Here is a 23,661-nt window from a genome sequence, read left to right on the forward strand (position 1 = left end):
TATTGACAACGCTTACATAAAAATTAGTATTCATCTTTAATTTCTGAACTAAAAAATTGAATAGGAGGGAATAACTTGAGTGCAATTTGGTTAGCTGTATTTGGTACTATCGTGTTTATTTTAGGCTATCGGTATTACTCAAAGTTTGTTGCAGAGAAAATTTACCGTCTTGATCCTAATTTTGTTACACCTGCTCACGAATTTAACGATGGTGTAGACTTCGTACCAACGAAGAAACATGTACTATGGGGTCATCATTTTACCTCAGTCGCAGGTGCTGCTCCCATTGTAGGCCCTGCTATTGCCGTTTATTGGGGCTGGGGGCCAGCGCTGTTATGGGTTGTGCTAGGTACAGTATTTGCAGCAGGGGTTCACGACTTCGGAACACTTGTTCTGTCAGTTAGAAATAAGGGGCAATCAGTAGGAACATTAGCCGATAAATTAATCGGTAAAAAAGCGAAGCTCTTATTTTTATTTATCATCTTGATTCTTGTATTGATGGTAAATGCTGTATTTGCCTGGGTAATCTCAAATCTATTTATTAAATTCCCAGCTAGTGTGATTCCAGTATTTATTGAAATACCACTTGCCATTTGGATTGGCTATGCTGTCTATAGAAAAAAAGGGAGCATGTTACTACCTTCAGTAGTAGCATTAATCATCATGTATGGTTCAGCCGTTCTAACCAGTAAAGTTCCTGCATTACAAATCGATCTAGTAAGCTATTTTGGTGGTCCAGACGCAGCCTCATTATTCGGTCTAAGCGGTGTATCAATGGCATTCTTTGTTTGGATCATTATCTTAATGGTTTATTGTTACTTTGCTTCTACACTCCCAGTTTGGAAATTACTTCAACCAAGAGACTATATCAACTCCCATCAACTTGTAATAGGATTAGCGATCATGTATCTAGGGCTTATCTTCCTTAACCCTGATGTAACAGCACCAATGATGAATGCAGAGGCTACCGATAAATCATGGTTACCCTTGATGTTTATAACAATTGCCTGTGGTGCCATCTCTGGATTTCATGGTTTAGTATCCTCAGGAACGTCATCAAAACAATTGGATAAAGAGACAGATGCTCGCTTCGTAGGTTACTTTGGAGCGGTAGGGGAAGGATTTCTAGCCTTAATTTCAATTATTGCATGTGTAACATTATTTGCTAATGCTGGAGATTTTAAGGCAGCATATAGTAGTTTTTCCGCAGCGAACTCTGGTGGACTCGGAAACTTTATTTCTGGTGGAGCGCAATTAGCTACAGGAATAGGAATTCCTGCTGATATTGCAGCAACAATTATTGCAATTATCGTCGTTAGTTTCGCTGCAACAACGCTTGATTCATCTGTTCGCTTAATGAGATACATTATCGCAGAACTAGGAGCAGAGTATAAAGTTTCTTCTCTACAAAAAACTCATGTTGCTACAACAGTAGCAGTTGCTACAAGTGCTGCATTAGTTCTTTTACCAAAAGGCCCTAACGGATTTGGTTCAGGCGGTTATGTATTATGGCCATTATTTGGTACCTCTAACCAACTTTTGGCTGCAATTAGTTTACTATTAATCTCTGTTTGGTTAAAACGACTAGGCCGAAATTATCTAGTTACCATAATTCCAATGCTGTTCTTACTCGTCATGACGGTATGGGCAATGATACAGCAAGTGATTTTCGACTGGGCAGGTGTAGGGGGTACAGATGCTAATCTACTATTATTTATACTTGGAAGTATTATCTTGATTTTTGCAGTTTGGATTGTCTTAACTGCCTTTAAAGAGTTAAGTAAAAAAGAGCCACCACACAACATTGACTCAAACATGTAAAGACCAGTATGAAAAAGGAAACCTCGATATGGGGGCTTCCTTTTTTACTGATAGAAAGAAGGGAATGAAATGAAGGGAATAGATGCTTTAAAAAGGTTGCTTCAATTATACGACGAGATACTCTCAGTTAATCATCGAACAGAAATCGCACGAGAGCTACGAGATGAAGACGACCTTTTCTTACTATTATGTTTATCAGAAACGCTTGGTCTTCCAAATCCTGCTTTCTACTATACATTAGAGCTATACCCTTATATAATTGAGAAATTTCATGAGTGGCATTTACGTATGGGGATGGAAAAATCACCACTTACAGGTATACGGTGTTGTTAATAGGAGGGGAGAACATGATTGGTAAAAATAAAATTATATTTGTTGGTGGAAAGGGTGGGGTGGGAAAGTCCACGAGTGCATCAGCTATAGCGTTATTACATGCTCAACAAGGTTACAAAACGTTACTTGTCTCTACAGATCCTGCTCATAATGTAGGTGATATTTTTCATAAGCCATTAAACAATCGAGCTATAAGGGTCTATCCAGGTTTAGATGCAGTGGAGATTGATCCTGAAATAGAAGCAAAGAATTATATTAACTCGGTTAAAGAAAATATTAGAGGTGTTGTTAGTTCACATATGCAGGAAGAGGTCAATCGGCAAATTGAAGCTGCTAGCTCCTCACCAGGAGCAGAAGAAGCAGCACTTTTTGATCGAATTGTATCAATAATCCTTGACGAAGGGAAAGAGTACGATACAGTTGTTTTTGATACTGCACCAACTGGACACACGATCCGATTATTGACTTTACCTGAATTGATGGGTGTGTGGATTGATGGAATGCTTGAGAGAAGAAAGAAGCGAAATGAAACCTATACACAGCTATTAAATGATGGGGAACCCATTGATGATCCAATCTACAAAGTTTTACAGCAACGCAAGGAACGATTTTCTACAGTAAGGAAAATCATTTTAAATAATAACCAAACAGGGTTCATTTTCGTTCTTAACCCCGAACGACTGTCAATTATTGAAACAGCAAAAGCTTTACAATTGTTGGGTAGACATAATATATCAATCAATACGCTTTTCATTAATAAAATTTTAAATGAAGATATTGTTGGCCAATTTTTAAAAAGGCGTAAAGAACTAGAAAAAGACTATATTTCTAGTATCGAAAAAGAATTTCCATCTCAACAAAAATTGTATATCCCATTATTTGAACAAGATATCAATTCAATCAAACTTTTGGAAGATTTTGCAGAACATATTAGAAGAAACGTTCTTGTAAATATACGGAAAAGATAAAAAAACGGCCGCTTAAGGAATCGAAGCGGTCGTTTTTATGCGATTGATCTATTTTCAGAAAGCTGAGATTTCTCTTTTTCCATTTCCATCGCTGATACAATATAAGCAAATCCATTCAATACAAAAATAACAACATTAGACTGTACCCGTTCCGTTTCCCCTAAATACGTATTTGCCAAAATGATACCAGAGTACAGAACGACAAATAATAATGCAATCTTATTCATTACTGCCATTTGACCACAACTCCTTTTCCAATTTTCAGCTGAAAGTGACCAACTTCATGAAATTGTAACTGCTTTGATTCATGCTTTTCATACTTGTCAAAGTTGGGTATTCACCTTAAGCTTTCGTTTTAGGATATGTTATTAGTTTATTTAATAAAAGGAAGTCCTATGATTTAAAAGTGTACAAAATGAAAAGAAGTGCGGAATAGAAATCTTCTTTCACTGTTCTGGAAAGAATGTGTATAATAGGTACGGAGCTTAACGTAAGTGAAAGGATGGACATAAAAATGAATATAACAGGATACTCGGTTGAAAAGTTAAAGGATCCAACAGGTATATTAGAAGGAGACCGATATGAATTCTTTCTAGATATTGAAGTTCCCGAGGATGATGAACTATACTCTGAACATGGAATTGAACTAAAAGTGATTTTTGCAGTTGATCAAAAGGGAGAACGGATTGCTCAGTATTCTTTCTATGACAAAGGCACTCAAAAAGTGCTAGACTTTCAGCTTGAGGAAGAAGAAGAGGTAGTTGTTCTTGAGTTTTGTAAAACACATTTAGATGAAGAAAATGAATAAAAATCTCTAAACTTCTTTAATGTACGTGATTCTTTGTGTAAAATGATAGAGTACATCATACATATTAAGCAATAAGGAGTAATGAATAAATGGAAAAAGTACTTGTTTTTGGTCATAAGAACCCAGATACCGATACAATTTGCTCAGCAATTGCATATGCTGAATTAAAGAAGAAACTGGGCATGGACGCTGAAGCAGTTCGCTTAGGCGAGGTAAACAGTGAAACTCAATATGCATTGGATTATTTTAAAACAGATGCACCACGTTTAGTTGAAAATGTAGCGAATGAGGTTCAAAATGTTATCTTAGTGGACCACAATGAGCGTCAACAAAGTGCTGACGGTCTGGAAAATGTAGCAATTAAAGAGGTTATTGACCATCATCGTGTGGCAAACTTCGAAACGAGTGACCCATTGTATTTCCGAGTTGAGCCTGTTGGTTGTACAGCAACTATTCTTAACAAGCTTTATAAAGAAAATAATATTGAAATCACAAAAGATATTGCTGGATTAATGCTTTCTGCAATTATTTCAGATTCACTTTTATTTAAATCACCAACTTGTACAGAGGAAGATATTGCAGCTGCTCGTGAATTAGCTGAAATTGCTGGAGTAGACGCAGAAAGTTATGGTCTTGAAATGTTAAAAGCAGGTGCAAATGTAAGTGATAAAACAGCTGAACAATTGGTTTCATTAGATTCAAAAGAATTCTCGATGAATGGCAACAAAGTACAAATTGCTCAAGTAAATGTGGTTGACCCACAAGATGTACTCGCAAGACAAAGTGAGCTTGAAGAGGTCATGAATCAACAAATCAAAGATAACGAGCTGGATTTATTCCTTCTTGTTATTACAGACATTTTAAACAATGACTCAGTAGGACTAGCAATTGGTGCGAAAACAGAAGCCGTTGAAAAAGCATTCAATGTAACACTTGATAACAAAACGGCAGAATTAAAAGGCGTTGTTTCTCGTAAAAAACAAGTTGTACCAGTATTAACTGAAAGCTTTAATAACCTATAAGATAAAAATAACGCCCTGTGGAGTTTCATTTCAACCACAGGGCGTTATTTTTTAATAGTCATCGGCAATTAGCTGTCTATCAAGATACGTTTCAATCATTTCACTAATTTGGTAAGAGACTTGTGGTAAATCATAATTTTCATACACATGCTCACATGACGTTTTATAGGCCATGGTTTCATCGTAGTGTTTCATATGTCTTTCAATGTCCTCTTTAGAATCACCACGTTTAACTTGTCGTTCATATACCGTTTCGCGATCAGCATATACAAAAATGCGTATCGCTTTATCTCCATACATTTCCTTTAATAGACTGGCTCCCTCAGGGTTAAGCGTTAAATAAACAATCTTATGTTTTTTAAAAATATTGATAATGTCGATTTCACGAATTCCATAATAATGTCCATCAATTTCGACACTCTCTAGGAATTCGTTTTGCTGCATCATTTGTTGAAAAGTTTCTTTACTTACAAAGTGGTAGTCTTCTCCGTTATTTTCAAAGGGGCGAGGGCTTCGGGTTGTGAATGAGGGAACAGTTTGCATATCAAATGCTGTAGCGACCATTTTGCCTAATGTTTTTCTTCCAGAACCATCAGGACCAGTATAAATGAAGATTCTCTCTTTTTCCTTTAATTTATACATATAGTTCCTCCTTTTTAGATATTTGCTAAAGTAACAGTTGAAATATTCTGTCAAATAATTATAACATGAAAAGCTCTCATTAGCCCAGAATCCTGTGTTAATTTTTTGTGTATTTTAAATTTTCAACTCAACATATGACATTTGTCATATATTTCACATGACACCTATGTCTAGTACATTTCATGTTTCTCCTATAGCATAGTAAATGAAGAAATATTTGGTTTTTATTAGCTAAATTCCCTAATTAATTTTGAAAATTTGCTTAAAATATGAAATGAACATCTAGAAAGGAAAGGATTATATGAACAAATTAGATCACAGAAGTTTACGTAAGCAAGTGGCACCGTTTGAAAAGTCAAACTTTAAGGCAAGTTTGATCCAACTCTGCAACACCATCATTCCTTATTTTGGACTTTGGGCACTTGCCTATTATGCATTGGATATTTCTTACCTTTTGACACTGGTAATAGGAGTAGTTGCAGCAGGGTTTCTTGTGCGAATTTTTATCATTTTTCATGACTGTTGTCACCACTCGTTCTTTAAAAATCGTAAGGCAAATAAAATCATTGGTACCATTTGCGGTATTTTAACATTATTTCCATACAGTAAGTGGGGACATGATCACTCTGTCCATCATGCAACAAGCTCCAATCTCGATAAACGTGGCACTGGAGACATTTGGGTCTTAACAGTTGAAGAGTACTTGGAAGCGTCTGTTTGGAAGCGTCTATGCTACAGAATTTATCGCAATCCATTTGTGATGTTTATATTAGGTCCTATCTTCGTGTTCTTAATTGAAAATCGTTTTAACAGAAGAAAAGCAAAATCGAAAGAGCGTATCAATACGTATATCACCAATCTCGGGATCGTGACAATTGCAGCCATTTTCTGTGTTACAATCGGTTGGCAATCGTTTTTACTCGTGCAAGGAACGATTTTTATGGTTTCAGGAATTGCAGGAGTTTGGTTATTCTATGTTCAGCATACATTTGAAGATTCTTATTTTGAAGAAGATGAAAATTGGGAATACGTAAAAGCGGCAGTTGAAGGTAGTTCATTTTACAAACTTCCTAGGCCCTTGCAGTGGTTAACAGGAAACATTGGCTATCACCATGTGCATCATTTAAGTCCACGCGTTCCAAATTACAAGCTTGAAGAGGTGCATAATCAAACTGCTCCACTTCAACATGTGCCAACTATCACCTTAAAAACAAGTCTTAAATCTTTAAAATTCCGTTTATGGGACGAAAATGAAAAGGTCTTTGTCGGATATGGAAAAATTAAAGAGATGGTTGCCGAGCAAAAGAATGTCAAAAAAATCCCCAGCTTAGAAAAATAAGCTGGGTTTTCCTTTAAATTTAGGCTCTTTTATAAAAAATTATATTAAAGACAACGTTCTGGTCTGCTACACACTCTGCTTTTTAGCGGGTGCGCGGGCGAGCCTTCTCGCTCTTCACACTGCAGGATGGGTAAGCTAAGGCCATGCCCGTAATATAAGCGTCCATCCACAACCGAAATCAACACATCGTTAAACTTCAATTTACTTTGACTAAGAGGGTTATAGAGCAACAATCAGTGCGAAAACATCCTAAATTTATGTACTTTATCCGATGAGTAAGATAATCCTCTGCTAATCATAGTATATTTCAAAAAAATTGTACATCATGTGGAAAAATGGATAAAATAGCCAAGGTCTATGTAATCATGATATTATACAAGTAAAAAAATGAGGTAAACTCAATGAAGAAATATTCGTTTTTTCAAAAATGGTCTGGAATATCTCCCTATATTTGGGCAGTAATGAGCATTTTACCGTTTTATTTCATCTTTCAATCGTCATCTACTCCTGAGATCATTACTGGACTCATCTTGACGATTATCTTTTTCATTTCACTACGTTTTGCTTTTATTTCTAAAAAATGGCCAGTCTATTTATGGACGTCCATCTTAATTGGAATATCGTTAACCATGTCGATTCTGTTTGCCTTTATCTATTTCTCGTTTTATATTGCATATTACAATGGGAATATAAAGAATCGTGTAGCTTTTTTAACGTTGTATATCATCCATTTAGTAGCTACTACATTTTCAATTAATTATAATCTCGTAATTAAGGACGAGGTATTTTTATCTCAGCTGCCTTTCGCTATCATTATTTGGATTAGTGTAATCCTGTTACCTTTTAATATATATAATCGAAAGAAACAAGAGAAGTTAGAGGAACAGCTTGAGGATGCGAATAAACGGATTGCAGAGCTTGTAAAATATAAAGAACGTCAACGAATTGCTAGAGACCTTCATGATACATTAGGACAAAAGCTCTCAATGATCGGACTAAAAAGTGACTTAGCAAGGAAACTAATTTATAAAGATCCAGAAAAAGCAAGGAATGAATTAAAGGATGTGCAACAAACCGCACGTACCGCACTAAATGAAGTGCGACAAATGGTATCTCAGATGCGAGGCATTCGTATAAAGGATGAAATTATTCGTGTAAAGGAAATATTAAAAGCCGCTGGAATCGAATTTGAATATGTTCAAGATTTAAAAGATGTTTCACTTTTCTACGAAAATATGATTAGCATGTTGATAAAAGAAGCGATCAATAACGTAGTAAAGCATAGCCATGCGACCCATTGTAAAATTAAAATCCTACAACATGATGATGAAATTTCAGTAATTATTAAAGACGATGGGATCGGAAGCATTCCAACGAAAGATGTTGGTGATGGACATGGTCTTCAAGGGATGAGGGAACGCCTTGAATTTGTTAATGGAACACTAGAAATATTAATGGAAGACGGGATCACACTAATTATTAAAATACCGAATGTCCGCAAACAGGTAGAGGTGGAGGGACTTTTATGATTCGAATCGTGATTGCAGAAGATCAAAGAATGGTCCTTGGAGCGTTAGGGTCACTCTTAAACTTAGAGAATGATATGGAAGTAGTGGGGATGGCAAGTAACGGACAAGAAGCTATTTCTCTTGTAAAAGAGCTCAAGCCCGATATCTGTATGATGGATATCGAAATGCCTCAAAAGACAGGACTTGAAGCCGCTGAAGAATTAAAGGATACAGACTGTAAAGTAATTATTTTAACCACATTTGCACGTACAGGTTATTTTCAACGTGCTTTAAAAGCGGGTGTGAAGGGATACTTACTTAAAGATAGTCCGAGTGAGGAACTTGCAGACTCAATCCGAAGTGTGATGAGTGGCAAACGTGTCTACGCACCAGAATTAATGGATGATCTATATGCTGATGAAAATCCATTAACAGGTCGTGAGCGAGAAGTACTCGAACTCGTCGCAGATGGGAAAAACACAAAAGAAATTGCCGATGAATTACGTATTAAAACAGGAACTGTTCGAAATTATATTTCTACCATCTTGGATAAACTGGAAGTGAAAAATCGGATCGAGGCTATCACTCAATCAAAAGAAAAAGGTTGGTTTAAGTAAACCAATCAGAGTGTAGAGAAAGGGGTATTTTTTCTCTACACTTTTTGTTTTCGGTGGTTTTTGTAGTTGTAAGTTGACATTATTCTTTATCAAAAATCTTGAAAATATCACTCCCAACCATCTAGCCTTGTTTGGCTAGGTGGTTGGCAATCTTTTTCATGTTCTGGCAGGCTGCTGTAAGTAATACTTGCTCACTAGCATTTTTAATTCCCCGTAACCTACAGTAGCGAAGCCCATGCAGCTCTTTTGAGTCTGCGAAGCTTCGCTCTACGGTTTCTTTTCTAAACTTATAAAGAATTTTCCCTTCCAGAGAGAGGCGATTTAGCCTCACCTTATCTTTATGATCTTCCCAAACATGACGAGTAACAACTTTTTGCTTATTCCGGGATCTAGTGCATTGTTCAAGAAGAGGGCAGGTTGAACATTTCTTGGGATCTGACTTGTACTCTCGGTAACCTTCTCTTGTAGTTGAACGATATGTTAGTTCCTCGCTATTTGGACAAACATAAATGTCATTTTCTTTATTATATTTAAACTTCCATTTTGGAAAGAGTCCTTTTGTTGGTTGATACCTTCTATGGGCAATAACTCCAAAGATCTTACGATCTGATAATCCTTTGCAAATCGGATTAGTTAAGTATCCAGAGTCAAGAGCAACAGCTTCCACATTAAAGTTAAATCGTAAGATTTGACGATCTAAACGGCTAAGATATGGTATTGAATCATGGACATTACCTGGAGTTACGAATGCATCAGTTATAATGTTAAACTTCAAATCTGTTGTCCGATGGTCTAAATAACAGAACATCTCTTGCTTATTGTCTCGCGACATAAACCCACTTTCTGGATCTGTGGTACTTACTCTAATCTCTTTTGTTTCTTTCACCTCCTCCTTTTCCTTTAAAGGCTTTTTTCCATGTTCAGCACGATCTTCTTCAATTGCCTTATTTAACTCATTTAAATATTCACGAGTTTCTACTTCAACTTCTTCCCTTGTAAATTTATGTTTATTCGCATTAGCTTTGAGATGAGTGGAGTCCGTAAATAAGACTCTTCCGCCAACCATTTTGTGATTCATTGCAAGAAGAACAATTTCATCAAAGATTTCTTGGAAGATGTCTGTATCTTTAAAACGCTTATGACGATTCCAGCTTATTGTGGAATGATGTGGTACAGGATCTTTAAATCTGAGACCTAAAAACCAACGATATGCGACATTAAGTTTTATCTCTTGTTCAAGCTGTCTTTCGGAACGGATACCATAAAAATATCCAATAAACATCATTTTAAAAAGAACAAGAGGGTCGATCGAAGGTCGACCATTATCTTCAGAGTAGTAAGGTTTTACTCTCTCAATTATAAAAGAAAAATCTATGTATTTATCTATTTTTCGTAACAGATGGTTATCTGGAACAAGCTCGTCAATTGATACAAATTCAATTTCATTTTGTGTATTTTCCCTAGTATTTAACACAATATCACCAACCCTAATTTATTAAATATATTATAACATATTAACGCAGTGAATTATTAAAGTGTATCAAAAGAATAAAGGCTGTCGAGACTTTCTCGACAGCCTGGTTGGTTTAAGTAAACCAATTTTCGCAAGAGAGGGGAACCTCTCTTTTTTTATGTTCAGGAGGTATTACAACGAATATAAAGTTACTGGTAGATCCAACTCCATATTAAATGTTATAAAATTTACTGCAAGTACAGGTACCAATATATTACGGCATCGTTAAACACTGGGAGATAAACGCTAGACCGATTATTGGTATATCACCACATCACAAAAACTTATGCTACAGGTATGGCTAAACCATCAAATAAAGTTATTAAATAAAGTAAAAGAAAAGTTCTAGATAATAAAATTCCAACTTATACTAGGCATATGATAAAGAATACTTGGCGTAAAGGAGGTTTTCCAAGTGAATAAGAAAGTGCATGACAAACCGTCGCCAAAACAAAGACCCAATTTCTTGTTTTTTATTGTGGATGAACAGCGTTTTCCAACCGTCTATGAGGATGAACCATTAAAAAAATGGTGTAAAGAGAATCTTAAAACTCAGGAAATACTTCGGAAAAATGGATTTGAATTCTTGAATCATTATGTGGGAAGTACTGCATGTTCTCCTAGTAGAGCTACATTATATACAGGACAATATCCATCCCTACACGGACTTACAAAAACAATAGGGGGTGCTGCAGAAAGCTTTGAACCTGATGTGTTTTGGCTAGATCCAAATACCGTTCCTACATTTGGAGATTATTTTCGTCATGGTGGGTACAAAACATTTTGGAAAGGGAAATGGCATACAAGTGTAGCTGATATTTTAATTCCAGGTACACATCAAGCACTAAAAAGCTATAATCCTACTACTGGAGTTCCAGACCGCAAATTGGAACAACTATATTTGGATGCAAACCGTCTTGATGTATTTGGATTTTCTGGATGGCTAGGTCCCGAACCACATGGCTCAGACCCAAGAAATTCTGCTTCATCAGCAGGTATCGGAACAAAAGGGCGTGATGAAGTATATGCGCGAGAAGTTGTAGAGTTAATTCGTTCCCTTGAAAAAGAGTCTAATGAGGAACCATGGCTTATCGTTTCATCTTTTTTAAATCCACATGATATCACACTGTTTGGTGACCTAACCGAACATTCACCATTATTTCATTTTGAGGTAGATCACACACTTCCACATATTCCGCCTGCACCTACAGCTAATGAATCTTTAGATACAAAACCTACTGCACAAAAAAGCTATCGTGAAACCTACCATAAAACATTTCAACCTACAAGGGACAGTTTATTTTATCGACAGTTATATTATTCTCTTCAAAAACAAGTCGATATAGAAATGGGGAAGGTATACAACGCCCTGAAAAACTCACGTTTCTATGAAAATACAATTGTTGTTTTTACCTCTGATCACGGGGACATGCTTGGGGCACATGGCGGTTTGTTTCAAAAGTGGTATAACGCGTATGAAGAGTCCATACATGTACCATTTATTATTCATAGTCCTACATTATTTCAAGAGCGTAAAACAACGTCTATGTTGACAAGTCATGTTGATATTCTGCCAACTTTATTAGGATTAGCCGATATTGATTTAAGTAGTGCTCAAAGGGAGTTAAAAAAGACTCATTCTGAAGTGCATCCGCCTGTTGGACGTAACTTAACTCCATTACTAAAAGAAAAAACTGAAATTCTACGTGAAAATGAGCCCGTCTATTTTATGACGGACGACGATGTAACGAGGGGACTACATCAAACAACATTCTCTGGCAAACCTTATGATTCAGTCGTACAACCAAACCACCTTGAAACCGTGATTGCATACATTCCAACAGGTCTTCAAAGAAAAAAGGAACTATGGAAGTTGACTCGGTATTTTGATAACCCTCAATTTTGGAGTAACCCTGGAATCGAAGACCAGGTAACAAGCGTGGAGAGCGAGGTTCTAATAGAGGAAGAAGTCACGATTTCAGTTTTAAAAGTTACAACAAAAACGGAACCCCTTCCTGATCAATTCGAGCTTTACAACTTAACGAAAGACCCAATAGAACAAGTTAATCTCGCTGACCCATCACATGCCACGATTGAATCAAAACTTATCCAGTCGCAACTCCTAAGTTTATTGGATAATCAGCGTATTCAAAAAAGGATCACACCAACAAAGCAGTAACTTTAATGCGATGCCTCTACAGGTATCGTTTTTTTGATAAGAAAAATAATGATTAAACGAAATTCTTTATAATTGAAAATTTACTTAACGTGTGAGAAACTGTTAATGGTAAATCTTTCAAACCAAAAGGAGGATAAATATGGTAAAGAGTCTTCAAGATACAACGACATTACATAACGGCGTGAAAATGCCTTGGTTTGGGCTTGGTGTATTTAAAGTTAAAGAAGGACAAGAGGTTATCGATTCCGTAAAATGGGCGATCAAGCATGGTTATAAAAGCATTGACACTGCTGCTGTTTATCAAAACGAAGAGGGTGTAGGACAAGCCATTCGTGAATCTGGAATCAACAGAGAGGAATTTTTCGTTACTTCTAAAGTTTGGAATAGCGATCAAGGCTATGAATCAACACTTCAAGCATTTGAAACAAGCCTTAATAAGCTTGGTCTCGAGTACTTAGACTTATATCTCATTCACTGGCCAGGTAAAGATAAGTATATTGATACATGGCGCGCACTTGAAAAACTCTATAAAGATGGCCGTGTACGTGCAATTGGTGTTAGTAATTTCCACATTCACCATCTTGAAAACCTTATCAATAATTCAGAAATTAAACCAATGGTTAACCAAGTTGAATACCATCCTCATCTTACGCAAACAGATTTGCATGAGTATTGTAAAAAGGAAGGAATTCAATTAGAAGCTTGGTCTCCACTTAAACGTGGTGAATTACTAAATGACCCAACACTAGTTGAAATTAGTAATAAATACAATAAAACTGTAGCGCAAGTTATTTTACGTTGGGATCTTCAGAACGGTGTTGTGACCATTCCAAAATCAATTAAGGAAAACCGAATTAAAGAAAATGCCGATGTATTTGATTTTGAACTCACACAAGAAGATATGGTAAAAATAAGCGCACTCAATAAAAATGATCGAGTTGGATCCAACCCTGACGAAATGACAGCAGGATTTGAGTGATCAATTGATTAACCACACAGATAATCTGTGTGGTTTTAATATTTTGTAGCTCTTTATGCTGATAGAATTTACCGATTATCATCAGAAGGTGTCGTCTCCATTCTAGCCACACTTGTTGCTTGGAGAGAAAGGATCAACCCCTGTTTAAAAAGCGTCGATACCTCTGGAAGGATATTTCCCCTCCGTAAAAAGGTTCATTGGAAAGCAAGAGCTACTTCTGAAATATTCTTCGCGTTGGCATCATTAACCACGTTAACTTTTTCAAACCCATATACTATCTTAAAATAATAATTTAACAAGTAATTTCCCCCTAAAGCTCGAAACCATAGTTTAAAACAATCTTTTATAAAAAATAAAAATTCAGAAGTACTACTTATACTTTACCCTGCTAATTTACTACTATATTAATATACTAAAATTTTCCAATTCTATTGACAAATGATTTGGCTCACCTATACAATAAATGTAAGTTACTAGATAATAGGAAAATTCAGAAATTAGAGGTTTATCGATATGAGTCAAAAAATAGCAATTGGAAAGATTGCTGTATTATTAGCAACCTTAACCGAAGACGAAATGGATCCTTTTTCATCTACACTAAAGAATGTGAAATACTGTCAAGGTAAAGTTGGTTCGATGAACATGCAAAAGGTGATTGCTGCTGTAGAAACAGCTGCAAAACGTCATAGCCTGATTCATGATTCACAATACCGGGAAACACATGCCCTATATCACGCAATTATTGAGGGCATTGAAGGTGTGACAAGAGGGCAAACCGCAATTGGTGAAATTAGCCGTACAGTTGGTTTACGGTTTGCGATTGTTCGTGGGGAACCGTATACAAGTGAAGAAGAGGGAGAATGGATAGCCGTTGCTTTTTACGGAACGATTGGTGCACCAATTAAAGGGTTGGAACACGAAACAATTGGTCTCGGAATTAATCATATTTAAAATCTATAATTGTTTACATTGCCTATAGTCCTTTAGTCAATAGGAGGCGATGATGGTATTTCTATGCCATTGTCGCCTCTTTTTCTTTCTATTTTCTCATTTCTGATTTTACGATTCATAAACATTTAGGGGGATGATGTATGGTTGAGTTAACAGGACAGTCGTTAACTTTAGAACAAGTGAAACGAATCTGTTATGACGGTGAACATGTAACAATTAGCAGGGAATCACTTCGAAAAGTCGAACAGAGTCGCAAAGCGGTTGAGAAAATTGTGGCAGATAAACGGACCGTCTATGGAATTAACACTGGCTTCGGAAAGTTTAGTGATGTCATCATTGCCGAGGATGATGTCAATGATTTACAGCTAAATTTAATACGCTCCCATGCTTGTGGGGTTGGTGATTCTTTTCCTGAAGTTGTTTCACGTGCAATGGTATTACTTCGTTTAAATGCACTACTGAAAGGATATTCTGGAATACGTCCCGTGATTGCGGAAAAGCTCGTCACCTTACTAAATCTGAACATCCATCCTGTAATTCCACAGCAAGGATCACTAGGAGCATCTGGAGATTTAGCGCCACTTTCTCATTTGGCTCTAGTGCTTCTGGGAGAAGGTAATGTGCATTACAACGGGGAGATATTACCGACTAAGAAAGTTTTTGAAAAAGAAGGTATTCTGCCAGTTGTCCTGCAGGCCAAAGAGGGTCTTGCATTGATTAATGGAACACAGGCTATGACAGCAATGGGTGTAATTAATTGGATTGAAGCTTCTAACCTAGCTTTACAAAGTGAAATGATTGCGAGCTTAACACTTGAAGGATTAGAAGGTATCATTGATGCTTTTCATCCTGCCATTCATGAAGCGCGGGGTTATCCGCAGCAAATAGATGTGGCGAAACGAATCCGTAACATCTTAGCTGGAAGCAAATTGATAACTAGGCAGGGAGATAAAAGAGTACAGGATGCCTACTCGTTACGTTGCATCCCTCAGGTACACGGCGCTTCCTGGCAAGCATTAGATTATGTGAAGGAAAAACTAGAAATCGAGATCAACGCTGCAACTGATAACCCTTTGGTTTTTGACGATGGCCATTTAGTTATTTCAGGTGGAAACTTCCATGGTCAACCCATCGCGATTGCGATGGATTTTATGAAAATAGCAGTTGCCGAGTTTGCCAGTATTTCGGAACGGAGGATTGAAAGGCTGGTCAATCCCCATCTCAATGATTTACCACCCTTTTTAAGTGCGCAACCAGGATTACAGTCTGGTGCCATGATCATGCAATATGTTGCTGCTTCGCTTGTCTCTGAAAATAAAACACTTGCTCATCCTGCAAGTGTAGATTCCATTCCATCTTCAGCTAATCAGGAAGACCACGTAAGTATGGGGACAATCGGCTCACGTCATGCCTACCAGATTATCCAAAATGTGCGTAGGGTTTTAGCGATAGAATGTATCTGTGCTTTGCAAGCAGTTGAATATCGTGGAATCGAGAAAATGTCACCTGCAACAAAAGCATTTTATTACAAAGCGAGAAATATTGTCCCAACCATTAATCAAGACCGTATGTTTGCTGAAGACATTGAGAGAGTAACCGAATGGCTTAAAAAAAATAATCTAGTGTGGACAGCCAATCTCCAAACCAATATTAAAGTGAAATTTTAGCTGAGAGAAACACGATGTGGGTTACTAAGACGTTTCCATAAGGACGTAGTGTACGAAGTAATTGTTCCTTTAAGAGGACCTTTATCGGCAGTTAATCATGTACGTATCATCGTTTGTTCCTATAAATCTTAAAGGAATGCCATACTGCCTGGTAAGGATGGAGCAAAATAAAACATAGTAAAGGAGAATGTAGTATGTCAATTCAAAGTCGTGTCGTTCATGTTAAAAAAGGATTGGAACTTGAATGTAAAGGCTGGGAGCAGGAGGCCGCTTTACGGATGCTGTACAACAATTTAGATCCTGCTGTTGCGGAAAAACCAGAAGAGCTTGTTGTATACGGAGGTATTGGTAAAGCCGCACGAAATTGGGAAGCATTTGATGCTATAGTTAATACGCTTCGACGCCTAGAAAATGATGAAACAATGCTAATTCAGTCAGGAAAACCAGTTGCGGTCTTTAAAACACACAGTGCAGCACCACGCGTCTTACTTTCAAATTCTGTGCTAGTTCCAAAATGGGCCAATTGGGAGCATTTTCATGAACTTGACCAAAAGGGATTGATGATGTATGGACAAATGACTGCTGGTAGTTGGATTTATATTGGTTCTCAGGGCATATTACAAGGAACCTATGAAACTTTTGCTGAGCTGGCCCGTCAACATTTCGGTGGCTCATTAAGAGGCACGATCACACTCACAGCTGGATTAGGTGGTATGGGGGGAGCACAACCACTAGCAGTAACCATGAACGATGGTGTTTGTATTGCGGTTGAAGTAGATAAGTCGCGTATACAGAAACGATTGGAGACGAAATATTGTGATCGCATGACAGATTCAATTGATGAAGCGATTAAATGGGGATTAGAAGCAAAGCATAATGGTGAAGCTCTGTCGATTGGTCTCATCGGAAATGCTGCCGAAGTACATCATCAACTATTAGATAGAAACATACAAATTGATGTGATGACAGACCAAACATCTGCCCATGATCCATTAAATGGGTATGTGCCTGAAGGCTATTCTGTAAAAGAAGCAAATGAATTACGCACAAATGATCCGAAAAAATACGTGTTATTATCAAACGCATCAATGGCAAAGCATGTTCGTGCAATGCTTGAGTTTCAACGACGTGGAACAGTAACCTTTGATTACGGGAACAACATCCGCCAAGTTGCAAAAGATCAAGGTGTTGAACGTGCATTTGATTTTCCAGGCTTTGTCCCAGCATACATTCGTCCATTATTCTGTGAAGGGAAAGGACCATTCCGATGGGCTGCTTTATCTGGTGACCCACAAGACATCTATCGAACAGATGCCCTTCTAAAAGAATTATTTTCTGAAAATGAAGCTTTGCATCGCTGGATTGATATGGCTCAGAAAAAAGTGGAGTTCCAAGGGCTTCCAGCTCGTATTTGTTGGCTTGGATATGGAGAACGAGTCAAAATGGGCCTCGCTATTAACGAATTAGTGCGAAAAGGTGAATTGAAAGCACCAATTGTAATCGGTCGGGATCATTTAGACTGTGGTTCTGTAGCGTCTCCAAACCGAGAAACAGAAAGCATGAAAGATGGCAGCGATGCAGTTGGCGACTGGGCGATTCTAAATGCGCTGATTAATGTTGCAGCTGGTGGCTCGTGGATTTCTGTCCATCATGGTGGAGGCGTAGGTATGGGCTACTCCTTACACGCTGGAATGGTTGCTGTTGCTGACGGTTCGAATTTAGCAGAAGAGCGTTTACGTCGTGTACTTACGACAGACCCAGGAATGGGGATTGTTCGACACGCGGACGCTGGCTATGAAAAAGCAATTAAAGTCGCGAAGGAAAAAGGGGTAGACATCCCGATGTTATAAGAGGTTTGGGCTAGAAAACAGATTGTAAAAGGTAGAGGACAATAACTTCAACTTAGGTAACATTTCACAAAAGAAAGGACACATTTCCAAAGCGTTAATGCATAAAAAAACAAACTTACTAGTAACTTAATAGATACGTTTAAAATATCGCATTATCTGGTTCAAAATCTCTCATTCTACTAGAAAAGGAGCGATCTCATGGAATACGATATACTCGTACACAATATAGGGCAATTGATTTTACCTATTGAATCAACCAACCCCCTCAAAGGGGAAGAAATGAAGCAGCTTCCAATTAAAGAGAATGCTTCATTTGCCGTCCATTCAGGAAAGATCGCTTGGATTGGCACGGATGAAGAATCAAAACACCTAAATGCAACTTGTAATATAGATGCCAAACAAAAAGTCATCTCTCCAGGTTTGGTCGATCCACATACTCACTTAGTATTTGGCGGTTCACGTGAAAAAGAACTCGCTTTAAAGCAAGCTGGAGTGCCGTACCTTGATATTCTCGCAAAGGGGGGAGGAATTCTTTCGACTGTTGAGGCCACAAAAAGTGCAACAGAAAAAGAATTACTTGAAAAAGCTTCCTTCCATTTAAATCGATTTATATCATACGGAGTGACAACGATAGAAGCAAAAAGTGGATATGGCTTGGAACCAGAAACGGAATTAAAACAACTAAAAGTAGTAAAAAAACTAAAAGAACTCTATCCTATTTCAATTGTTTCAACCTTTTTAGGTCCCCATGCAATTCCTCCAACCTATAAAGGAAAAGAGGATGAATTTCTTGGGGAAATGATTCAACTCCTTGATACCATAAAAAATGAAAAACTAGCTGAGTTTGCTGATATTTTCTGTGAGACAGGTGTATTCACCACACAACAATCAAAGTCATTTTTACAAAAAGCGAAGGAAAAGGGATTTGGTATAAAAATTCACGCCGATGAAATTGATTCTTTGGGTGGAACAGAACTAGCTGTCGAGCTTGGAGCAATCAGTGCAGACCATTTAGTTGCTGCTTCTGATGAAGCAATAAGGATGCTTGCTGAAGGGGAAACAGTGGCAGTTTTACTGCCAGGAACGACATTCTATCTTGGGAAAGAAACATATGCCCGAGCCCGAGATATGATTGATTCAGGTGCAGCAGTTGCACTAGCGACCGACTTTAATCCAGGGAGTTGTGTAACAGAAAACCTCCAGCTGATTATGTCACTGGCAGCGCTTAAACTTAAATTGACGCCTGAAGAAATCTGGAATGCAGTCACGGTCAATGCTGCTTTCGCTATCGGAAAAGGGGGAGAAGCGGGTACTCTTGAAATTGGTCAAAAAGCGAACTTTGTAATATGGGATATTCCAAATTATATGTACCTTCCCTATCATTTTGGCGTAAATCACACAAACAGCGTATATGTCAATGGAACAAAAATTTGGGAGAGAAACGACAATGTTTGAATTTCAATACCTTACACCTGGTCAGCCAGTCATTTTCAAAGACCAGTATGTAACGAAGGTGACCGAATGTATAAAAACGTATAAACATGATGCCAAGGGGGACATTGGTATAATTGGACTTCCCGTATCAAAGTCATCAATCTCACCTTCACTTGCTGCTGACGCGCCAAAAACGGTACGGAATGCTCTTCATGCCTACTCCACTTATTCAGGAGAAAGGAACCATGATTTTAAGGATATTCACGTTCTCGATTTTGGAGATGTTCATACCCATCCAACCAACTTAATTGAGACGACAGAAAGGGTTTATATTAGTGTAAGGGAAATGATTCAAACCAATGCATGCAAAAGATATATCATGCTCGGTGGAGACCATGGGGTGAGCTTTCCTTCGATTCGAGCATTTCATGAACAATTCGGTCGTATTGGTGTCATTCAATGGGATGCCCATCACGATGTACGAAATTTTGAAGATGGTGGTCGAACGAATGGGACACCATTCCGAAGTCTGCTCGATGGTGGTTATCTAAACGGGGAAGATCTAATACAAATCGGCATTCGAGATTATTCAAATGCGGAGGAATATCATAATTATTGTATTCGCAACGGAGTCACAATCTATACAATGGATGATATTGACAGCATGGGTATTGTGTCAATCATTCAAAAAGAAACGGAACGATTAGCTCAAAAAGTCGATTTTATCTACCTTTCAGTCGATATGGATGTAGTTGATCAAGCTTTCGCGCCTGGATGTCCTGCGATTGGACCTGGTGGATTGACATCAAGAGAGTTACTCTCAAGTATTTCTAAAGCTGTAAAACATCCAAAAGTTAAAGCGATGGATATTGTTGAAATCGACCCATCTAAGGATGTACGCGATATCACTAGTAGGCTTGCAGCACATGTAATTATAAGGTTTATGTATACATGAAAAGTGAATACTATTTTGTAAAAGGAGATGGATAGCAACATCTCCTTTTCTATGTAATGGGGGAATTCGATTGAAGGAACATATTATTGAAATTCTTCACCAAACTGAACAGCAATATGACATCAAAATTCTTTACGCATGTGAAGCAGGTAGCCGTACATGGGGAATTGTTTCTCCAGATAGTGACTTCGATATTCGTTTCATTTACATACATAAAAAGGATTGGTATTTATCGATCGATCAAAAGCGAGATGTACTTGAAATTCCAAAACATGATCAAGTAGATTGCCCTGTAGATCCTTTAATAGATATGAGTGGTTGGGAGTTAACAAAGGCACTTAGACTTTTTCGTAAATCAAACCCAGGGTTATTGGAATGGTTACACTCAGGCATTATTTATATCCAAAAATATTCTTTTCTTGAAAAAATGCATCAATTAGAAACGTCCATTTTTTCACCCATTCCTTGTATCTACCATTATGTAAAAATGGCCAAAGGAAATTATAAAACATTACAAGAAAAGGGACCCAATAGTAAAATTTATATAAATATTATACGGCCACTATTAATGGCAAAATTTATTGAAACGAACAAATGCATGGGGAACCTTAATTTATATCATTTGATACAAGAACTCATTCCAAATGGTGAGATAAAAAAAATCATAGAAAACATCATTCATCTAAAGTCTTCTGGACAAAAGGCCATCAACCAATCAATAGAACTAGATCGTTATATAAAAAATGAACTTGATAACATAGAGGAAAATGCCTTAACGCTACAAACAAAGCTCCACAATCCAACGAAGGAGCTAGATATATTCTTCCGTAAGACATTAGCAAAAGTTTGGGATAAATAACGTAGATAAAATAAGGGCAGCCTATTATGATCCTATCTTCTAGTAAGCGCCAGCATCAAAAGTGTATACTTACATTAGTATCTGTTTTTCGGGGGTGAGGATATGTCTGAACAAGCTACAAAAACCTATCGGGTTCAAGGCTTTTCCTGAGCAGGTTGTGCGAAAACGTTCGAATCGAACGTCAAACACCTGGATGGTGTTATAGATGCAAATGTAAACTTTGGAGCTTCTAAAATAACTGTAACAGGAAACACATCGATTAAGGAGCTTGAAAAAGCTGGTGCATTTGAAAACCTGAAATTAAGAGAAGAACATGAAAAAGCTGCACCGCAAGTTTCATTCTGGAAGCAAAAACAAAACAGGAAAGTGTATCTATCAGCGGTAATAATATTATTCAGTTGGTTACTAGGTGAGCAATTTGGAGAAGGTCATCTCTCTTCAACAATTGGGTATGCTCTCGCTATACTTATCGGTGGAAATACTCTATTTATAAAAGGTTTTAAGAACCTGAGTCGTTTCAATTTTGATATGAGTACACTCATGACTATAGCGATTATTGGCGCTGCACTGATTGGAGAATGGGGAGAAGGCGCAACAGTTGTGATTTTATTTGCAATTAGTGAAGCGTTAGAACGCTATTCGATGGATAAAGCAAGGAATTCAATTGAGTCGTTAATGGACATTGCACCTAATGAAGCGTTCATTCGGCATGGGACAGAAGAAAGGCTCATACCCGTTGAGGATATTCAAGTTGGAGATATTATGATTGTGAAACCGGGTCAGAAGGTTGCAATGGATGGAATTGTGATAAAAGGGAGCTCTTCCATTAACCAAGCTTCCATAACAGGCGAAAGCGTCCCTGTAAGTAAAACCATTCATGATGAGGTTTTTGCTGGAACATTGAATGAAGAAGGTCTCTTGGAAGTACGAGTAACAAAACGGGTGGAAGACACAACGATTGCGAAAATTATCCATTTAGTAGAAGAAGCCCAAGCTGAACGTGCACCTTCTCAAGCGTTTGTCGATAGATTTGCAAAATACTATACGCCTGCAATTATCGTACTTGCGATGTTAATCGCCGTTGTTCCTCCATTATTTTTTGGTGCAAATTGGAATGACTGGATTTATCAAGGATTGGCAGCTCTCGTTGTTGGATGTCCGTGTGCATTAGTTGTGTCCACACCTGTTGCAGTTGTAACAGCCATTGGAAATGCTGCCCGCCATGGAGTCTTGATAAAAGGGGGCATTCATCTTGAAGAAGCTGGATCACTTAATGTAATCGCATTTGACAAGACAGGAACCTTAACAAAAGGTACCCCATCGGTTGTTGATCTTATCTCTTTTGATAACAAGGAAGAGAAATGGCTCATGCTAACTGCAGCAATAGAAAAAGGATCCCAACATCCACTTGCTTCAGCCATCCTAAAAAAAGCTGAAGGTCTCCCATATCAGCATGTCATCATAGAAGACTTCCAATCAATTACAGGAAAAGGCTTAATGGCTAAAATCGATGGAGAAATCTATTACGTTGGTAGTCCAAACTTTTTTGAAGAAATTAACAGAAACTTTATTCAAGAAAAGCAAGAGAAAATAGATGCATTACAAAACAAAGGTAAAACGGTTATTATCTTCGGAACTGAAGCTAAGATTCTTCTACTGATAGCTGTAGCCGATGAATTAAGAGAATCCTCTAGAGCGGTTATTCAGAAATTACACAAGATAGGCATTGAAAAAACAGTTATGCTTACTGGTGACAATCAGCGAACAGCTGATGCCATCGGAAAAGACGTTGGCGTTACGAATATAGATGCAGATTTACTACCAGAAGGCAAATTATCAGCTATCCATAAGTTACAATCAATTCATGGAAAAGTAGGAATGGTGGGAGATGGCGTTAATGATGCGCCCGCATTAGCAGCTTCAACTATCGGTATTGCAATGGGTGGTGCAGGAACCGATACTGCCCTCGAAACGGCAGACATCGCATTAATGTCGGACGACCTAAACAAATTGCCATATACAATCCATTTAAGTCGAAAAGCACTAAGGATAATCAAACAAAATATTACTTTCTCATTAGCTATAAAGGCATTAGCCTTACTATTGGTTGTCCCAGGCTGGCTTACACTATGGATTGCCATTTTTGCCGATATGGGGGCAACTTTGCTTGTCACATTAAATAGCTTACGACTATTTAAGGTGAACGAATAGGGGTA

The 23,661-nt window shown here is 37.6% G+C and carries 20 protein-coding genes; 17 read left to right on the forward strand and 3 right to left on the reverse strand.

Features of this window, described 5'->3' with window-relative positions:
• The first annotated feature begins 75 nt into the window (after positions 1-75).
• The 3 genes from ACWPVE_RS20110 to ACWPVE_RS20120 all read left to right on the forward strand — a co-directional run bounded on the left by ACWPVE_RS20110 (position 76) and on the right by ACWPVE_RS20120 (position 3,122).
• Positions 76-1,821 carry a carbon starvation CstA family protein gene (locus ACWPVE_RS20110; RefSeq protein WP_453996491.1) on the forward strand — a complete coding sequence of 582 codons (1,746 nt, stop codon included), beginning with the start codon at positions 76-78 and terminating at the stop codon, positions 1,819-1,821.
• A 69-nt stretch (positions 1,822-1,890) separates the two neighbouring features.
• On the forward strand, positions 1,891-2,154 hold the full coding sequence (locus ACWPVE_RS20115) for a cory-CC-star protein (protein WP_453996492.1): 264 nt from the start codon (positions 1,891-1,893) through the stop codon (positions 2,152-2,154).
• 14 nt (positions 2,155-2,168) lie between these two features.
• Positions 2,169-3,122, forward strand: a complete 954-nt coding sequence (locus ACWPVE_RS20120) for an ArsA family ATPase (protein ID WP_453996494.1) — start codon at positions 2,169-2,171, stop codon at positions 3,120-3,122.
• A gap of 35 nt (positions 3,123-3,157) precedes the next feature.
• Here the strand turns inward: ACWPVE_RS20120 and ACWPVE_RS20125 are convergent, their stop codons facing one another.
• A complete protein-coding gene (locus ACWPVE_RS20125; protein ID WP_453996496.1) occupies positions 3,158-3,358 on the reverse strand; it encodes a hypothetical protein in 201 nt (66 codons plus the stop codon).
• Positions 3,359-3,636: 278 nt separating this feature from the next.
• On the opposite strand from ACWPVE_RS20125, the gene ACWPVE_RS20130 reads away from it, so the two are divergent.
• Positions 3,637-3,930 carry a DUF6509 family protein gene (locus ACWPVE_RS20130; protein ID WP_453996498.1) on the forward strand — a complete coding sequence of 98 codons (294 nt, stop codon included), beginning with the start codon at positions 3,637-3,639 and terminating at the stop codon, positions 3,928-3,930.
• Between the two features lie 89 nt (positions 3,931-4,019).
• Complete coding sequence (locus tag ACWPVE_RS20135; protein WP_453996500.1) at positions 4,020-4,952, forward strand: manganese-dependent inorganic pyrophosphatase; 933 nt, start codon at positions 4,020-4,022, stop codon at positions 4,950-4,952.
• A gap of 51 nt (positions 4,953-5,003) precedes the next feature.
• Here the strand turns inward: ACWPVE_RS20135 and ACWPVE_RS20140 are convergent, their stop codons facing one another.
• Complete coding sequence (locus ACWPVE_RS20140; protein WP_453996502.1) at positions 5,004-5,594, reverse strand: guanylate kinase; 591 nt, start codon at positions 5,592-5,594, stop codon at positions 5,004-5,006.
• A gap of 301 nt (positions 5,595-5,895) precedes the next feature.
• Between ACWPVE_RS20140 and ACWPVE_RS20145 the strand changes: the two genes are divergently transcribed.
• From ACWPVE_RS20145 to ACWPVE_RS20155, 3 genes are all read left to right on the forward strand, one after another.
• Positions 5,896-6,933 (forward strand): fatty acid desaturase, encoded by a 1,038-nt coding sequence (locus ACWPVE_RS20145; RefSeq protein WP_453996504.1) that lies wholly within the window; start codon positions 5,896-5,898, stop codon positions 6,931-6,933.
• Positions 6,934-7,334: 401 nt separating this feature from the next.
• Complete coding sequence (locus ACWPVE_RS20150) at positions 7,335-8,462, forward strand: sensor histidine kinase (RefSeq protein WP_453996506.1); 1,128 nt, start codon at positions 7,335-7,337, stop codon at positions 8,460-8,462.
• Entirely contained in the window at positions 8,459-9,058 is a 600-nt protein-coding gene (locus ACWPVE_RS20155) for a response regulator (protein WP_453996508.1), read from the forward strand. The genes ACWPVE_RS20150 and ACWPVE_RS20155 overlap by 4 nt, the downstream gene beginning before the upstream one ends.
• Before the next feature lie 121 nt (positions 9,059-9,179).
• On the opposite strand, the gene ACWPVE_RS20160 is transcribed toward ACWPVE_RS20155, so the two are convergent.
• Positions 9,180-10,532: an IS1182 family transposase gene (locus ACWPVE_RS20160; protein WP_453990812.1), complete on the reverse strand. Its 1,353-nt coding sequence runs from the start codon at positions 10,530-10,532 to the stop codon at positions 9,180-9,182.
• Between the two features lie 454 nt (positions 10,533-10,986).
• On the opposite strand from ACWPVE_RS20160, the gene ACWPVE_RS20165 reads away from it, so the two are divergent.
• The 9 genes from ACWPVE_RS20165 (at position 10,987) to ACWPVE_RS20205 (ending at position 23,656) form a co-directional block, all read left to right on the forward strand.
• Positions 10,987-12,750 carry a sulfatase-like hydrolase/transferase gene (locus ACWPVE_RS20165; protein ID WP_453996510.1) on the forward strand — a complete coding sequence of 588 codons (1,764 nt, stop codon included), beginning with the start codon at positions 10,987-10,989 and terminating at the stop codon, positions 12,748-12,750.
• Between the two features lie 139 nt (positions 12,751-12,889).
• Positions 12,890-13,729, forward strand: coding sequence for an aldo/keto reductase (locus ACWPVE_RS20170; protein ID WP_453996512.1), 840 nt, complete (start codon positions 12,890-12,892; stop codon positions 13,727-13,729).
• A 507-nt stretch (positions 13,730-14,236) separates the two neighbouring features.
• Positions 14,237-14,680, forward strand: a complete 444-nt coding sequence (gene hutP, locus ACWPVE_RS20175; protein ID WP_453997660.1) for a hut operon transcriptional regulator HutP — start codon at positions 14,237-14,239, stop codon at positions 14,678-14,680.
• Between the two features lie 140 nt (positions 14,681-14,820).
• Positions 14,821-16,347 (forward strand): histidine ammonia-lyase, encoded by a 1,527-nt coding sequence (hutH, locus tag ACWPVE_RS20180; RefSeq protein ID WP_453996514.1) that lies wholly within the window; start codon positions 14,821-14,823, stop codon positions 16,345-16,347.
• A 194-nt stretch (positions 16,348-16,541) separates the two neighbouring features.
• Positions 16,542-18,197, forward strand: a complete 1,656-nt coding sequence (hutU, locus tag ACWPVE_RS20185; RefSeq protein ID WP_453996516.1) for a urocanate hydratase — start codon at positions 16,542-16,544, stop codon at positions 18,195-18,197.
• A gap of 198 nt (positions 18,198-18,395) precedes the next feature.
• Entirely contained in the window at positions 18,396-19,652 is a 1,257-nt protein-coding gene (hutI, locus tag ACWPVE_RS20190; protein WP_453996518.1) for an imidazolonepropionase, read from the forward strand.
• Positions 19,645-20,586 (forward strand): formimidoylglutamase, encoded by a 942-nt coding sequence (gene hutG, locus ACWPVE_RS20195; RefSeq protein WP_453996520.1) that lies wholly within the window; start codon positions 19,645-19,647, stop codon positions 20,584-20,586. Before hutI ends, hutG begins: the two co-directional genes overlap by 8 nt.
• Positions 20,587-20,656: 70 nt before the next feature.
• Positions 20,657-21,445 carry a nucleotidyltransferase domain-containing protein gene (locus ACWPVE_RS20200; RefSeq protein ID WP_453996522.1) on the forward strand — a complete coding sequence of 263 codons (789 nt, stop codon included), beginning with the start codon at positions 20,657-20,659 and terminating at the stop codon, positions 21,443-21,445.
• A gap of 102 nt (positions 21,446-21,547) precedes the next feature.
• The gene (locus tag ACWPVE_RS20205) at positions 21,548-23,656 is read left to right on the forward strand and encodes a heavy metal translocating P-type ATPase (protein ID WP_453996524.1); all 2,109 of its coding nucleotides are present in this window, start codon (positions 21,548-21,550) and stop codon (positions 23,654-23,656) included.
• Positions 23,657-23,661: the final 5 nt, after the last annotated feature.

The organism is Bacillus nitroreducens (genome assembly GCF_964021195.1).